General features: G+C 40.4%; 15 protein-coding genes. 8 read left to right on the top strand and 7 right to left on the bottom strand.

Annotation, left to right across the window (positions count from 1 at the left end):
- The first annotated feature begins 367 nt into the window (after positions 1-367).
- Entirely contained in the window at positions 368-1981 is a 1614-nt protein-coding gene (gene argH / locus B0O44_RS09400; RefSeq protein WP_110829606.1) for an argininosuccinate lyase, read from the top strand.
- A 19-nt stretch (positions 1982-2000) separates the two neighbouring features.
- On the opposite strand, the gene B0O44_RS09395 is transcribed toward argH, so the two are convergent.
- Positions 2001-2681 (bottom strand): LytR/AlgR family response regulator transcription factor, encoded by a 681-nt coding sequence (locus B0O44_RS09395; protein ID WP_110829604.1) that lies wholly within the window; start codon positions 2679-2681, stop codon positions 2001-2003.
- Positions 2678-3796 carry a sensor histidine kinase gene (locus B0O44_RS09390; protein WP_110829602.1) on the bottom strand — a complete coding sequence of 373 codons (1119 nt, stop codon included), beginning with the start codon at positions 3794-3796 and terminating at the stop codon, positions 2678-2680. Before B0O44_RS09390 ends, B0O44_RS09395 begins: the two co-directional genes overlap by 4 nt.
- A 109-nt stretch (positions 3797-3905) precedes the next feature.
- Here B0O44_RS09390 and B0O44_RS09385 point away from each other — a divergent pair, with 109 nt between their 5' ends.
- The 6 genes from B0O44_RS09385 to B0O44_RS09365 all read left to right on the top strand — a co-directional run bounded on the left by B0O44_RS09385 (position 3906) and on the right by B0O44_RS09365 (position 8965).
- Positions 3906-5183, top strand: a complete 1278-nt coding sequence (locus tag B0O44_RS09385) for an erythromycin esterase family protein (RefSeq protein WP_110829600.1) — start codon at positions 3906-3908, stop codon at positions 5181-5183.
- A 226-nt stretch (positions 5184-5409) separates the two neighbouring features.
- Complete coding sequence (locus B0O44_RS24870) at positions 5410-5676, top strand: hypothetical protein (RefSeq protein WP_146229796.1); 267 nt, start codon at positions 5410-5412, stop codon at positions 5674-5676.
- Between the two features lie 14 nt (positions 5677-5690).
- On the top strand, positions 5691-6038 hold the full coding sequence (locus B0O44_RS09380) for a DUF1801 domain-containing protein (protein ID WP_110829598.1): 348 nt from the start codon (positions 5691-5693) through the stop codon (positions 6036-6038).
- Between the two features lie 129 nt (positions 6039-6167).
- A complete protein-coding gene (locus B0O44_RS09375; RefSeq protein ID WP_110829597.1) occupies positions 6168-6914 on the top strand; it encodes a hypothetical protein in 747 nt (248 codons plus the stop codon).
- Positions 6915-7057: 143 nt separating this feature from the next.
- The gene (locus B0O44_RS09370) at positions 7058-7957 is read left to right on the top strand and encodes an SDR family NAD(P)-dependent oxidoreductase (RefSeq protein WP_110829595.1); all 900 of its coding nucleotides are present in this window, start codon (positions 7058-7060) and stop codon (positions 7955-7957) included.
- A gap of 78 nt (positions 7958-8035) precedes the next feature.
- A complete protein-coding gene (locus B0O44_RS09365; protein ID WP_110829593.1) occupies positions 8036-8965 on the top strand; it encodes a helix-turn-helix domain-containing protein in 930 nt (309 codons plus the stop codon).
- 17 nt (positions 8966-8982) lie between these two features.
- Here the strand turns inward: B0O44_RS09365 and B0O44_RS09360 are convergent, their stop codons facing one another.
- Both B0O44_RS09360 and B0O44_RS09355 read right to left on the bottom strand, forming a co-directional pair.
- Entirely contained in the window at positions 8983-10410 is a 1428-nt protein-coding gene (locus tag B0O44_RS09360; RefSeq protein ID WP_211321352.1) for a S41 family peptidase, read from the bottom strand.
- Positions 10411-10472: 62 nt separating this feature from the next.
- The gene (locus B0O44_RS09355; protein ID WP_110829591.1) at positions 10473-11321 is read right to left on the bottom strand and encodes a helix-turn-helix domain-containing protein; all 849 of its coding nucleotides are present in this window, start codon (positions 11319-11321) and stop codon (positions 10473-10475) included.
- A 162-nt stretch (positions 11322-11483) separates the two neighbouring features.
- On the opposite strand from B0O44_RS09355, the gene B0O44_RS09350 reads away from it, so the two are divergent.
- Positions 11484-12071: an FG-GAP repeat protein gene (locus tag B0O44_RS09350; RefSeq protein WP_110829589.1), complete on the top strand. Its 588-nt coding sequence runs from the start codon at positions 11484-11486 to the stop codon at positions 12069-12071.
- Positions 12072-12096: 25 nt separating this feature from the next.
- Here the strand turns inward: B0O44_RS09350 and B0O44_RS09345 are convergent, their stop codons facing one another.
- Genes B0O44_RS09345 through B0O44_RS09335 form a run of 3 tightly spaced genes read right to left on the bottom strand, consistent with a single transcriptional unit; the run spans position 12097 to position 15617 of the window.
- Positions 12097-13023, bottom strand: a complete 927-nt coding sequence (locus tag B0O44_RS09345; protein WP_146229795.1) for a hypothetical protein — start codon at positions 13021-13023, stop codon at positions 12097-12099.
- 42 nt (positions 13024-13065) lie between these two features.
- On the bottom strand, positions 13066-14655 hold the full coding sequence (locus B0O44_RS09340) for a Na+/H+ antiporter (RefSeq protein ID WP_110829586.1): 1590 nt from the start codon (positions 14653-14655) through the stop codon (positions 13066-13068).
- Positions 14656-14675: 20 nt separating this feature from the next.
- Positions 14676-15617, bottom strand: coding sequence for a hypothetical protein (locus B0O44_RS09335; RefSeq protein WP_110829584.1), 942 nt, complete (start codon positions 15615-15617; stop codon positions 14676-14678).
- Between the last annotated feature and the right edge of the window lie 29 nt (positions 15618-15646).

Here is a 15646-nt window from a genome sequence, read left to right as displayed (position 1 = left end):
CGGTCAGCAGTGAATTAGAGACAACAACAGCTCGTGGTAAAGGCTGAACTTGCTAACGGTAATCTGAACAAAAGGGATCTGCTTTGAATAATAAGATGGCTTAACATGGAAAATGTTTTTTTGACAAAGGTATGCTTTTTTAATATTAAGTATACTAATTTGATAGAATTAATATTAAAAAATACACAACATTATCATAATCAATTAATTAACAAAAAAAACATAAATTATTCACCTAAAACATAGGGCCATTGATATTAAAACTAATGTCACTGCTGATCATTTTGTACTGAATGTCTGCCTATTTATGTTTTTTATAAACGCAACTTAGTTTCATTTATTAAATGCTTTTATTTAATTTGCGTTCATGATGAAATTCAAATTTTACCCCCTCTATAGCCTGGCAGTCCTGACTTATTTTTTGCTGCCTTTAAAGTCAAAGGCACAATTCTTAAACGAGAAAGTCTCAACAACCGACAGTTCAAAAAACACCAGACTTAAAAATCTTTCCGATGCCAGCCGGATTGGGCGGGCTTCGGGTTCAAAAGCGGCAGAATTTCAGGAGCTTTATGATTATGAAGTCAGTTCCAAAAACCTGATCGGCGAGACCTTTCCTTACCAAACCTTATTGCATAAAGCCTATGTAATTATGCTGGCCGAACAAAAAATCCTTAACCCTGATGAAGCGAAAAATATTCTTCAGGGCATCCTGAAAGTCGATCAACTGGCCGTCAAAAACACTGCACTGCAGGTTTACCTCCCCTACGAATCCCAGCTGATCAAAGAAGTGGGGAGCACTGGAGGGAAGATGCACATCGGTCGCAGCCGTAATGACCTGGACAACACCACCAACCGCTTATATCTGCGTGATCAGTTGCTGGAGGTAATCAGTGCTGTTATCCAGCTCCGCGAAGCCATCCAAAGCACGGCGCTGCTTCACCTGGAAACCATTATGCCAATTTACACACATAGAAAAGAGGCACAGCCAGGTACGTTGGCACATTATTTAACAGCTATTGATGAAAGCCTCTCCAAAAGTTTAATGCGCTATATTGAACTTTATGACCGCATTGACCAATGTCCTTTGGGCTCCGGGGCCAGCGGCGGCACCAGCTGGGATTTAAACAGACAAAGAGTTGCCGAGCTTATGGGTTTCAAACAACTTGTTGTCAATACGATAGAGGGGGCCGCAGGCTGGGACCACATTACCGAATTTGCAGCCGATAATGCGATTTACATGAATGGACTGAGCCGCCTGGCTTCAGAACTACAACTCTGGAGTACAGATGAGTACAATTCAGTGGAACTGGATAATTCTTATGCAGGTATAAGCAGTATGATGCCACAGAAAAAAAATCCCGATGCCCTGGAAAGGACCCGTAAAGCGGCAGCATTAACCAGCGGTCAGCTGATGTCAATACTGACTTCCCTGAATGGTATAGAATACCAACACAGCGGGGTCCGGCTCATGTTGGAACCCAAAGCACTGGATGCAATCCTGGCCGCGACCCATACCATGACCGGTGTGGTCAGGACCTTACACGTCAACAAACAAATTCTGCTTGATTATACCAGAAAAAACTTCTCAACCATGACCGATCTGGCCGATGTACTGGTTAGGGCTGCGCATCTTGATTTCAGAGATGCACATGAACTGATTGCAGCAGTAGTCATCAAAGCCATAGCAGAAAAGAAAACAGCTGATCAGATTGACCTGGAAATGATCCAGACCGCTGCAAAAGAAAAGTTAGGGCACAAACTGTCCATTTCCGAAAAACAGGTAAAAACCGCCCTGGCCCCCCTTCAAAGCGTAGCCCATAAAACAGGAACAGGAATGCCGGCAGCATCTTCTGTGTTACAAATGATCTCCACAGGGCAAAAAGATGTTGCTTCAAAGACCCTTTGGCTGGAAAAGCAAAAAACCTATTTAAGCGGAAAAAACCATCAGCTGATGGAGTTGGTTAAAAAATATAGTCAGTAATTCACCCTGAAAATACCTTTTAGCGCTTCATAGCTTCCAGCAAGTCCTTTTTATACAAAGGTCCAATTGGAATAAAAGATTGATCACCAATAATCAGCTTATTTTCTACAATACGCTCTACATAGTTTTTATTCACAATATAAGAGCGATGGGCCTGTACAAAATAAGCTGAACTTAACTGTTCGAGTATGCCTTTTAAAGTTTGATAGACCAAATAGAATTTATCCTTTGTAAATACCTTTACATAATCCTTGCAACCCTCTACATAAATAATATCCTGCTGTTTAAGCTTGAGCAGACTTTGGCCGTCCTTAATTAGTAAATGGTTGATTTGGTCATCTTCAGCAGGCCCACTCCATAAACCAGCTTTACTGACCGCTTTTGTAAATCGTTCGTAAGAAAATGGTTTCAACAAATAATCAACTGCTTCGAGCTCATAACTCTCAAAAGCATATTGCTTGTAGGCCGTGGTAAAAATGGTTTTGGGTCTGGTCGTCAAAGCCTTCAAAAAGTGTAATCCGTTAATTAAAGGCATCTCAATATCTAAAAACAGCAGGTCGACCTGATGCTGGCCTAAATACTCAAACGCCTCTATAGCATTTCTGAAAGAAGCCAAATGCCGCAATCCGGGCGTTTGATCAATATAGTGTTCCAATACCTGATGAGCCATTGGTTCATCATCTATTACAATGCAGTTCATTTGCGGTTTAAAATTAGGGTTGCCACATATTGCTCATTTTCTTTTAAAATCAACTGGTGCTGTTTTGGATAGTAAAGATCCAATCTTTTCCTGATGTTAACCAAGCCAATCCCCCCCACTTTTTTTGTGTTGATACCGGGTGTATCCTGCAATTTATCATTTTGAATGGTAAAAATAATTTCTCTGGGCGTTACCTGTAAACAGGCATATACTGAAGCCTGGTCCTCCAGTTTATGTTTTCCATGTTTAAAGCTGTTCTCGACCAGGGGCAAAAACAGCAAGGGAGGGATCATAATGGCTTCATCCACCTCCAACGCCTCGAATACAATACTGGCTTTAGGAAATTTTTGCTGCTCCAGTTCAAAATAGCCCCTTAAAAATTCAATTTCTTCCTGCAGGCTTACCTCCTCTTTATCGCAATCGTACAAAATATACTGCATCATTTGCGAAAGCAATAAGATAAAGCGCGGTGTTTCTTTAGATCCCACCAAACTCAGTCCATATAAACTGTTTAGGGTATTGAATAGAAAATGAGGTTGCAATTGAGTTTTAAGCATGTTCAACTGCAAATGCAGGTTATCGGTTTCATACTGGCGGCGTTTCATTTCACTCTGATAGGAGAACCTGGATAACCCAATGCAAAAGAAAGCGATCAGGTCGGTCATTACCATGTTCCAATCCCAAAGTTGATAAGCAGAATTAAAAAACACATGAACAGCGGTACCTTTTGTGCTTTGACTGAACATCCAGGAAACAGCCACATTGTTATAAGGGATAACCAGTAAAAAATAGACAACTGTGATTAAAAACAACCATAAATACTTTTTACGCTGCAAGAAATAAGGAATAATCCAGCGGTAATAAGGAATGACCACCAAAGTTGAACAAATACTGTATAAGGCAATTTCCAGGTAAGGAAAATCATTCTTTGGGATACGGGGCAATTTTGCAAGCTCCATGTAAAAGGAATACTTATAGACAGCAACGTACAACAACCAAATGACAAGTTCAAAAAAAAGAGGAAAGGTTAATCCGGGTTTCTTCATGACAAAGCTAAATTCGTCATATTTATTGATTATCGATAGCTTGTTTTCGACCAGGGCCTGTTTTTGCACGATTAAAAAAAATAAACCTGTTTTAATAGGCTACTCCTTGCCCCCGGTCGAATAATATAAAGGGGAACTATTTTTTGTCCGTTGATTTGCTGCATACAAAATCAAAAACATGAAAACGATCCTTCCATTACTTATTGCAATGCTTTGTTTATCTCTAAACAGCCGGGCACAAAAAACTCCTGATCAAAATAGTACGCCGGTTATACATCAGGTTAACATCAGCAGTCAAAAAAAATTCGTCAATGATGCAAAAGCCCTCATCGGGCTAATGGGCAAAAAAAGAATAGTTGCCTTGGGCGAGGGTACACACGGCACGGCCGAATTCTATAAACTGCGTTACTGGATTACCCGGGAATTAATCGAAAAACACGGTTTTACCCATATTGCCTTAGAAAATGACCTTAGCGATGGCCTGTTGCTGAACCAGGAGCTCAATGGGAAAGCAGATTTAAATAGCATCATGAAAAAGCGTCTGTTGAGCATTTGGCAAAACGAAGAAACCAAAGAATTACTGACCTGGGTAAGAAACTATAATCAAACCCATAAAAAAAGGGTAAGCATTGATGGCATAGACTATGTTTACCTCAATTCAGATATAGAAGCCTTGCGAAAGGTATTAACTGGTGAGGCTGCATTTTCAGCAGGTATTGAGCAACTCCAGGCACCTGCATCTTTACAGGACGAAGTTTGGGAAGCCATGAATAAAAAAGATGTTAAAGTTGACTTTCCTGCAATGTACAAAAGCAGTTACAAAGGTTATTTAGTAGCCGATAGCCTTGATCAAAGAATTAATGCTTCAAATTTGTCTGCAGAAATCAAATCTGCAAGCCATTTGATCATGATGAACATTAAACAGGGCTTTTCACCCTTCTATCATTATATTACCAAAACGAATGAGCCCAGCCGTGATGTAAATATGGCCGGTAACGTAGCTGAAATTCTAAAAAATTCCAATGACAAAATGGTCATATGGGCACATAATGCCCATGTAGCCAAAACAGGTGTTTTTAACAATACCGTTGGTGGTATGGGCGGAGAAATTGCAAAACTTTTTCCGGGGCAATATTTTGTTATGGGCACTGGTACCGCTACCGGTACTTTTGCAGCCACCGAACAATCCCGGGACTCCTATACCAATCCTATGAAAGCCTATCCTTTAGAAAAAACAGTAGCTGACTCCTGGGAAACTCAGTTTTTAACCAACTCCAAACCAGCCTTCTATTTTTTCCCTACCCAATACAACAGCAAAAATGAAGTAAAACCTATACGTTTTATTGGCTATGGACCAAAAAGCGATCCAAGTACAAATGAAAAAACCAATATCAGCCAGCACTTTGATGCCTTTCTGTTCGTCAGCAATTCAAATGCAGCCAGCCCTTTAAAGTAACAACAGGCCGGTGTCTGCTGTCAGCATACCTTATTCTCAACCCGATTGCATTTTCTTTTTGCGGCTGCCGGACTTTGTTTTAAAGTTCGGTAGCTCTTACAATACCAGCTTCCGGCACCTTTAATAAGGTCACAATTAAATCCAGCGGTCTTTGATTTGGGCTGTTGTAAAATCCAAGGAAAGGTGGCACAGATTATGTTAATTCCAGCACATAAGATCTTATTCTATGATGTTGAGAGGATTAATTACCTTCTGGAGAAAGTACGGTCCCCATGTGGAGTTTTTGGGCATTATTTTTCTACTGATCGGAAATACGTATATGAAGCATTCTATGGCTTTTAAAGGTTTTGCTTTGGCTTTTTGGATGCTCTGTTTAATATTGTACATTACGACTGAGAAAAACTACCGTACCATACGTTTTTGGTTTTTTCTGGTTATTGGGGTAATCCTTGCCATGAATCAAACACTTCAACTGGTCAGTATGGTCAACTGAAATAAAATTTATAAATGACTGAGGCCCTTCAACACTTTTATTTAAAGCAGCAAGAACCTGGTAAAAGTTGTTTACTTGCCTTAAGAAAAATCATTCTTGAACAGGATGTTCACATTACCGAAACACAGAAATATGGAATGCCCTGCTTTTGTTTTCAAAAAAAACCATTTTGCTATTTATGGCAGGATCAAAAGACAAAAAGCCCCTATATTTTAATGGTAGAAGGGAAATTACTGGATCATCCAGCATTGGAACAGGGGAAGCGCTCCAGAATGAAAATATTAAGGATTAACCCGGATGAAGATTTGGCCCTGGACGTTATTCGCGACATTTTACAAAGCGCTTTGGACTTATACCCTTAACCTGTTTTTCACCATATCACCAGGTCATCTTCCAGGTATAACTTCCCACAAAACACTTAAGACTACCAGTTATTGTTTATCAAACAAAATTACACCATATTGTATAGGATAAACATCTACTAAAGGAATATGAAAAATTATGTTTTCATGCTGATGCTGCTTATTCCTTCTCTTTTGGCAAAGGCCCAAAGAAAAACAGAACAGCACAAAGCTCCTCTAAATGACAATCAAATCATTATTGGATATGCCGACCAGTATGAGGTTCTGCCCAAACTCAAGTTTACCAAAGCAACATCCCGGCAATATGATCAGCTGGTCCAAAAAAATAGCTGGACCAAACCAAAATTAAAACTTTTAAAAGGCTATTTTTCGATCCGTACAAGAGAGGGAAAACAACGTTTCAAGCAATATAGTGATGGCGGGGCGGGCAAAGGATGGAACGGCTATGAACTCCTGGGCTATTCATCCTTATTAAATCTTTATGCCTTAACGGCTAATTCGACAGCAGAAGGCATTGGATTTGCCACCTTGTTCCTTCTGGATGCTAAAAATGGTTTCCGCTACCATATTGCCTCTTTTGGAGATTGGCATGTTTCTTTACCTCAGCCATCGCCCAAGCAACGTTTTGTTGTTTACTACAGCAACACCGAATACAAACATAAAAATTCAGACCTGGGTGTTTTAAGTTTTAATCCAAAAGCAGGAAAAGGAAAAATATTTAGTCTGTTTGCCAGTTTGCATTCTGATGAATTTGCCATAGCGCAAATCAGATGGGCAAATGACACTACCCTTTACGTAAAAGGTTATCAGGAAATTTATGAACATCAGAAATGGGTTAAAAAATATGGCTATTACAAAGTAGAAATTTCACAATAAACCTAGTCAAAACCTCAAACCGAAGTACAATTGCCAACCATCCATTTTATTCTCATTTAGGTTACAAAAAGTCTCAGTTAGGCTACAAGTCTCCATTTGCCCTTGCTGATCTTTGTGGTGTTATTAATTTAAAATATAAGATTATGTCTCCTCAAAATGAAAGTTCAGTAGCTCCTTTAAAGCCAGTTTCAGGTCCATCTACTAAAGTTTGGTTCATTACGGGCACTTCCAGGGGCTTTGGTCGCGTTTGGGCCGAAGCGGCACTTAAGCGCGGTGACCGGGTTGTTGCTACAGCACGGAAATTGGAAAGCATAACCAGCCTAAAAGATAAGTATGGTGAAAACGTGCTGCTCCTTGAGCTTGATGTAACCAAACATGAGCAGGTAAAGAAGGCCGTATCGCAAGCTCATGCGCATTTCGGAAAGCTGGATATTGTGTTCAACAATGCCGGATATTCCCTGGTGGGTACCATTGAGGAAGCCAGCGCAGCCGATCTTCGTGAACTTTATGAAACAAATGTCATCGGTCCGGTTTCTGTTATTCAGGCGGCCTTACCCATACTTAGAGAACAAGGAAGCGGCCATATACTAGGTACATCAAGTAATCTTGGTCATGTAACTTTACCGGTTATCGGTTATTATTGTTCATCCAAGTGGGCATTCGAGGCCATCCATGAAAGCCTTGCAGCAGAAGTTAAAGATTTCGGAATCAAGGTAACCATTATAGAACCTGGAGCTTATGCGACCGAATTTGGAAGTCCGGAATCTTTAAAATTTGCAAAAGGTCTGGACATTTATACAGATTTTAAAGCGCAGTTTGCACAAAGCTTAAAAACAATAGAAAGAGGTGATCCAAATGCAACACCGACAGCCCTTTTCAAAGTAGTAGACTCAGAAAACCCGCCATTACGGTTCTTTTTGGGCAAGGATTGCTTACCTGGGGTACGTGCAGCTTATCAGGAGCGCTTAACCACCTGGGAAGCCTGGGAAGAAGTTTCTAGTGCTGCCCAGACCTTATCCGGCCCAAACAAGTCCGAAATATAAAACCCTACTTGATAAGACGTTAATGATAACCGATATTTGGTCCTGTTATCGGTTATCATTTTCATGATTACTCAAAATATGAAAAAGGAAGAAAGCAGCCCGCAGAAAATTGCCTCCCTGTCCCAGGCACACCAGGTCTTTGGTTTGCCTAAACCCCGGCATCCCTTGGTCAGCCTGATCCACGGCTCCAATATTCCGGCAGAAAACATAAAACTTCCGCATCATCATGTACTGGGCTTTTATAAGATATCCTATAAACCCAAACTCAGTGGCCAGTTAAAATACGGTCAGAGTTATTATGATTTTGATGAAGGTGGTTTATTGTTTGCCGCTCCAGGTCAGATTATGGGCAACAACGACAACGACGCCAGTGTTTGCTCTGAATACACCTTACTCATTCATCCCGATTTCTTTTTGAGTTATCCCCTGTCCAAAGAAATCAAAAAATATGGCTTCTTTTCGTATTCAACCAATGAAGCTCTGCATCTTTCAGAAGAGGAAAAAGCGACCATCATGGAAATTTTTAAAATGATCCAAAATGAATTGAACAGCCGTATTGATGACTTTAGCCAGGATGTTGTTATTTCTCAAATTGAACTATTGCTAAACTATGCCAACCGCTTTTATAAACGTCAGTTCATTACCCGCAAAGCATTGAACAATGACCTGCTGCAAAAACTGGAAGAAATTTTAGAACATTATTTTGAAAGTAATAATGCCCTAAGCCATGGAATCCCCACTGTTCAACAGCTTTCGGAAAAACTAAATATATCCCCAACTTACCTAAGCGACATTCTCCGAAACCTTACCGGACAAAATGCCCAGCAGCATATACATTACAAACTCATTGAAAAAGCAAAAGAGAAATTATCTACAACCAATCTATCGGTAAGCGAAGTTGCCTATGAATTGGGTTTTGAACATCCGCAATCTTTCAGTAAACTGTTCAAAACAAAAACCAGCCTGTCTCCCATAGCATTCAGGCGGTCTTTTCACCAGGCTGGATAAAACCTTCCGGGACCATCTTATTGTTCTAAATATTCTACACAAAATTGCACCCAGTCTTTGACACTTTTGTCCAGGTAAAGATCTGGCTGAATACCAATGTTGTCAATCGGATAATCCGGTAACCTTAAGGAACGATAAGTGGGCAACTGCAACAAGTATTCCGGACAGCCAAAGTCGAACATACGTGCAGAAGCATAATCCAATCCCCCCGAACTTACAGTACCAGCTATCTTCACTTTTTTACTTTGTTTGGCCTTCAACACAAAACTTTCAGCAGAGCTTCCTACTCTTTTATCGGTGAGGATAACCACATGATCCGGGCCTTTCCCAGCGGACAACACTTTTTGTATAGAAACTGTACTGTCACCAACATTGACAAATTTTCCCATATTTTTTTCAAAAAGACCAATCCATCTCTTTACCATCTCCACCTCTTCCTCCTTTTCCTTATCGTCAGATGCCGTTTTCAGATAAGTTTCAAGTCCCTTCACCAAAGTTGGGCTGGCCAGATATTCCACGCCCATGCTCCGGATGGAATTACTCATGATATAAGGCAGTAGAATTTGATAAGCGTTGTCTGTGCCACCTGAATTTCCTCTTATATCGATAATTAAGTTTTTTTGTCCCTCCAGCAGCGGCCGGTTATAGGTAACAAGGTCTTTAATGATGTCTACAAAAGGATAATCAAAAGATGGAAGGCTAAGCAGCGTGGTTTGGTTACTCAGTTTTTTTATTCCAAAGCCATAAAACTCCCCCACTTTTTGTCTAACCTGCTGCTGGGTCAAATTTGACTGTGGTGATTCTTTGATGAAAACTGCTCTTGCCTCCCTGAAATAAAGGATACTGTTCCCATATAGCTCATATGTTCCGGTTTTCAGGGTTTTATCAAAGGAATAGAATTCGAACTTTCCATCGGGAAACAACCTGAATTTGGTTTCACCAGGCTTCCAGAAACCAGATGTCGAACTCATCACAAAGCCCAGTTGTCCACCATCTTTATTTTTGGTGATGCCAATTTCATAACCTGTTCCACCTGTCCATTCAAATTTATTTTTCCAGATTCCTTCCAGCGGATCCGGGCTTGCTTTCAATTGATTTTTAAATTTTTTCAGATCAATGTCGACTAGTTTTGTACTCACCACACCTTTTTGATCCACAGCAGTTGCCGGATTGATCCAGATGTGCCCATCCCGAAAAAAAGAAGTATATTTTTTTAAGACCTCAAAACATTTCGTTTTATCGGTACTGGCAGCTTGTTCCCGAAGCTGCTGCTTAAAACTGTTGTATAAAATTTTGTCTTTCGTCTTTTGTTCAAATCCGGGATACTCGCTTTCAATTTTGACTGTTAATCGTTCCAATGCTTCACTACAAGCACAAATCTCTTGTGCACCAGCTGCATTTACGGCAAAAAGTAAAACTGCAAAAAGAATTATTTTGATCTTCATCTGTTGTATTATCATTTCCAGCAGTAAAGAAAATCACTATGGTTCATAAAAAATTGTAAAAATCATTCAAAACGGTCATCGTCGTAAATCCAGGCCAGGTCATTTTGACAAAGCGCCACTTTACGCACCAAATGTTTTGGAGAGTGACCGGAGAATGACTGGAAATCTTTGATTAAATGCGCCTGATCGTAATATTGATTGAGATAGGCCACTTCCGTTAAAGAGCCTTTTTTTGTAAGCATTTTATCCAGGGCGGTCCGAAAACGGAGGGTCTTCAAAAATGATTTTGGATTTTGCCCTAAATGGTTTTTAAACAGCCGGAATATCGAAACCTCACTTAATCCAAGCTGTCTGGCCAGAATTTCAACGCTCAGGTTTTCAGTATTACTTTTTGAAATCAACAGCAATGCCTCTTTTAGTTTATTTGACACCTGATCGTTCAGCTTGCCGAGTAAAAAACTTTCCAATTTTCCGGCACGTTTGACCACGTCATCTTCCGCAAAAAGCTGTTCCAGAAAAAAGGTATTCTTTCCGGAAAACATTGCTTCAAAAACATGCTCCAGGCCCATCAGGTCTGAATAAGGAGTACAGGTAAAGGCACCCGCTGCCGAGGGATAAAAAACAATACAGACCTGGTCAACAGGAGCACTTACATGTACCTGAAATGGCATTTTATGAAATCCGTACAACCGGCTTACAAAGTTTCCATTTCCATGGGTAAGGATACAATGATTCGTTTGGCGGTCATTGATGTAGTTGACATGGTTTTGTTTATAAATCGCTAAACAAAGGTTATTATTAGGAAAAGTAGTATAACTAAAAATACTGTTGTCCGTTTTGCTGAAAAACAGAAAATACTGAACGTATCTCTTTAAGACCTCACTGTGGGGTTTAATGATGACCGGATTCATAAACTCAAATGCTCCCTGAACACACCAAAATCAAATTCAATGACCTCTTCCTTATACAATCCAATCCCTTTGTTATTCATTAGTTGCAAATTTACCAATAATATCATTTCTTTTATTCCCTTAACAACACTTAAATTTAATCTGGCTATAAAAGACCATACCATGAAAACAATTCTGCCTCTCCTTTTATCTTTTGTATTTCAATTATCGGCAAGCGCACAAAACAATGGAAAAGTGGTTCACCTCCAGCAAAAAAATAAACTGAAAGAACAGCTTTCCAGATTTCTGGACAAAGACCAGGTTTTACTGGATTTTAAAACCGGTGATCTCAATAATGATGGCAAACCGGATGTCATCCTGATTGGAACGACGGAAACCGATAACGAAAAAAACAGGAAAGTATATCTTTTAATTTGTGTGGGCAAGGATTCCTTTAAAGTTACCGCCACCAACAGCAACATCATTGGCTGCGCAGTTTGCGGGGGTGCAGGTGCTGGCGACCCCTACCGTAAAATAGTCCTTAGCAAGGGCGGCTTTAGTTTTGTCCAGCTTTATGGGGCCAGTGATAAAACCGAAACTACAATTGCTTTTAAATACAACCCAAAAAGAAAATCATGGTTCCTCAGTAAAAACAACATGCGATCTTACAGCAGCAGACCGGAAGAAAATCCTGGGAATGAAATTAAAGTTGTTCAAACCGAAAGCAGGAAAGGCGATTATGGTAAATTAAAATTTGAAGACTATAGGTAAAAACCAGGTCTGAACCAACCATCCCTTATCTGATCCGCTCCAGAGCTGCTCCTGCCTTTGGACGATAAAGTAACATCGGTATCTGATAAATTCCACTCCCATCTTCAAAATGTCCGATCAAGGCACTCCAGTGCGTAAAGTCGCCTTCTTTGGGATATCCGGCAATGGTCTTTATGGGGTTTCGTTCCAGAGCCACCAATTTCCCCTCCCCATAAATAACCATTTTATAATCCTCAACAGGCCCCATCCTGGTTTTCCTGTTGTAAGCTTCCTTTTCCAGCTGATCGGCATAATCCTCCACCGCTTTAATTTTATAGTCATACACCCGTTTTTCCATTTTGGCCATTTTTGTCAGGGCCACAAGGGCATCTGCATTTCCGCCATCCTGGTACAACAACCTGGCGTGATTGTAAAAGTCTAAGACCTCCTTTCTCAATGCCACCTGGTCTTCCTTGCGCAAATCACGCCCTTCAGACCAGCCCTTCAAATGGTACGGAAGGTCATCAATATCTATTTCCCATGAAAACTCTCTGTTTGTTTTTTTATCCTTTAGCATAAAAGGATAGCTTTTCAGCGTCACCTTTTTGTCCTCCTTTAAAAAGACTTTTTCAAGAAGCACTTCCCCAGCCATCTGGTTGTTTTTTTCATTTGGATAAATCTTTATTTTAAGTTTATGCTTTCCATTTCCCAGTAAATAGGCATTCAATAAAGCACCGCTGTTTTCTGTACCTTCATTTAAAGAAAACCCGCATAAAACATCATCGATAAACAGTTCATAACCCGTACCGGCATGAACTGCCAGCTGATAGGAAATTTGTTTCTCCCGGGGAATCACAGTCTCATCAGTGGTATAGGACATATTTTTATTGCTTGTGCCCCCGCCTGTTTGTGCACAGGACACCAAAGCAGTCAGCAGACAAGGCACTAAAATCTTCAGGGACATCTTTATCATACAAATCACTTTTAGCTAAAATAATGCCACTGCAGTTTTCCCTTAAATCATTTTAAGCCGTTCTTCTTCCAGGTCAATCTGGAACAACTGCTGGCGGATGATCTCCTCATTGACTGCAGGATCTTTGTTGAGTTCGGAAAGATAGGCCCTTTGACTTTCCAGCATTTCCACAAAAATGACCTTTGTTTTTTCATTCATCCAGCTGTCGTCGGTGGCTTTGGATTTTTCCTCCCAGTGCTTCAAAAGCTTTTCCATACCAGCATATCCATTCAGTTCATGCTCATATTTATCTTTAAGAAACTCATAAACATGCTGTTTCAGCCCGTGTTTCATTTTTTGCCGGGCCGATTCTTCCGCTTCCTGATTAAATATCTGGCCAAATGCACTCGAACGGTTTATAAAAAAAGGTAGCGTAAGCCCCTGAACAACAAGCGTTAGTAAAATAACCACAAATGTAATGAACAAAATCAGGTCCCTGTGCGGAAAAGCAGGTCCTTTCCCATGATCAAGGGCCAGCGGTATGGATAAGGCAGCAGCCAAAGATACCACACCACGCATTCCTGTCCAGCCCAGCAATAAGGGCATGGTCAGTCTTATCCTCCTGTTCGCGGCCGCGGGTGCAACGCTTGGCCTGAAAATCAATGTGGCCGCCATGGCCGCATAAGAACTAATAATCCGGGCTGCAATGAGTACCCCGGTAACCAATATCCCATAATTAATTGCCGTACTAAGGGGAATACCTTTTGAACGGAGCCCACCTACAATTTCAGGAAGTTCCAGGCCTATAATCAGAAAGACGATCCCATTCAAAATAAATATAAAACTTTCCCATACACTGAATGCCCGGATGCGGCTGGTGCTGTTTAAAAAGGTCAGTCTTTTTGCCGACATCAGCAAGCCACCACAAACCACTGCAAGCACACCCGAACTATGTGCCTGTTCGGCAATCCAGTACAGAAAATAAGGTTCAATAAGCATCATTGCAATGTCCGAAGGTGCATCGGTAGGCAAATGCTTATGTGCCTGAACAAATACCCAGCCCAAAAGCAAACCTATACCCGCCCCGCCAATGACCATCCATAAAAAGCTAAGGGTGGCCTCTTGCCAGATAAACTGCCCTGTGCCCACTGCCACTAATGCAAAACGGAAAATAATTAGCGAAGATGCATCATTCAATAAACTTTCTCCTTCTAAAATTGCCGAGGTTGATCTGGGTATTTTGACAAATTTTGTAATTGCCCCGGTACTTACCGCATCTGGCGGAGATACAATGCCTCCAAGCAAAAATCCCAACCCGATGGTAAATCCGGGAATCATATAATTGGTCACCAGGGCAACCGAAAGCGCCGTAAAAAAGACCACAAGAAAAGCAAAACTGCCAATGATGCGCCACCATTTTTTCATTTCTTTAAAAGAGATCGACCAGGCCGCTTCAAACAGTAAAGGTGGAAGAAATATAAAAAAAATGAGGTCAGGATGAATTTTAACCATGGGCAGTCCAGGTATAAAACTAATCAGCAAGCCCCCTACCACCAATAAAATAGGATAAGCAATTTTTAGTTTAGCTGCCCACATGTTCAACAGCACAATAACCATAATCATGGCCAGCAAAAAAGGTAGAATAGAATGCATAGAGTTAAGATTTTGTCTGGTTAATGAATTTCCCTGCAAATTGCAAAATGCTTTTTATCGCGCAAATAAACCCAAAAATAATTTCCATAATGATCAATTACCTGGGGATATTTGCCCAGGCTGCGTGGAAATTCAATGGTCAGCAATTCTTCTGTTTCCAGGGAAAATATTTTTTGTTTTCCTTCCCATTCATCGTTCTGAAATACTGGCGTTAACAGTACATATTTTTCGGAACTACTGAAAATACCGTTTACGCCCCTTTTCTTTTGGTCCCGGGTTAAGTCTCCGCTATCCAGCAATGTTTCGGTAACCACACCCTTATTTGTACTTTTTACCAAAGCAAAATAATCCATTCCCCATTTATGAACAGAAGTTGTCATTCCTCCTGAAGTAAAAATATACAAATCATCTTTTTTAAGCATAGCACTGTCAATTTTAGGCGGATATTTCTGATCCCGGTGGTAGGTGAAAGTTTTTGTATCCAGGTTCATCCAGGATTCCCAATTGGCCAGCTTTTTATCAGTATCCAGATTTAGAAAAGCCAGGTAACGGCCCTGACCGGAATAATAATCTTTTTCAAAACAAACAGCTAAGGCATCACTATCGCTCACAGGGCTTTCATAACTAAGCCTGATGGCTGCAGGAAGAATGGGATTGTTAATTGTTACAATTTCAGGTTTCCTCACTCCAATGGCATAGAGATAGATTTCAGTTGAATTTTTAATGACCCCTACATAATTGTTCATTGAAAATAATACCGGCTTGTCACTCAGGTCGAAAAAACTACCCAGGTCCTCCAGTGTTATAAAATACATTTCATCTTCAGACACAAAAGTCAAATCAAATTTATCCTCTTTATTAATGGTCAGCAGCACGGCTGTACTTTCATTGAAGGTGGTACTGCTCTTTAAATACTCCACATGATCTGTTTCATATTGTTTAACGATTTCCAGTTTTATCATTTACCTTCCTTTCTTTAATTCTGTTTAAA

Origin of the sequence: Pedobacter nutrimenti, from assembly GCF_003208655.1 — a bacterium.
GTDB lineage: Bacteria > Bacteroidota > Bacteroidia > Sphingobacteriales > Sphingobacteriaceae > Pedobacter > Pedobacter nutrimenti.
The sequence above is the reverse complement of the archived record's forward strand: the minus strand, read 5'-3'. Positions and strand labels throughout refer to the sequence as shown.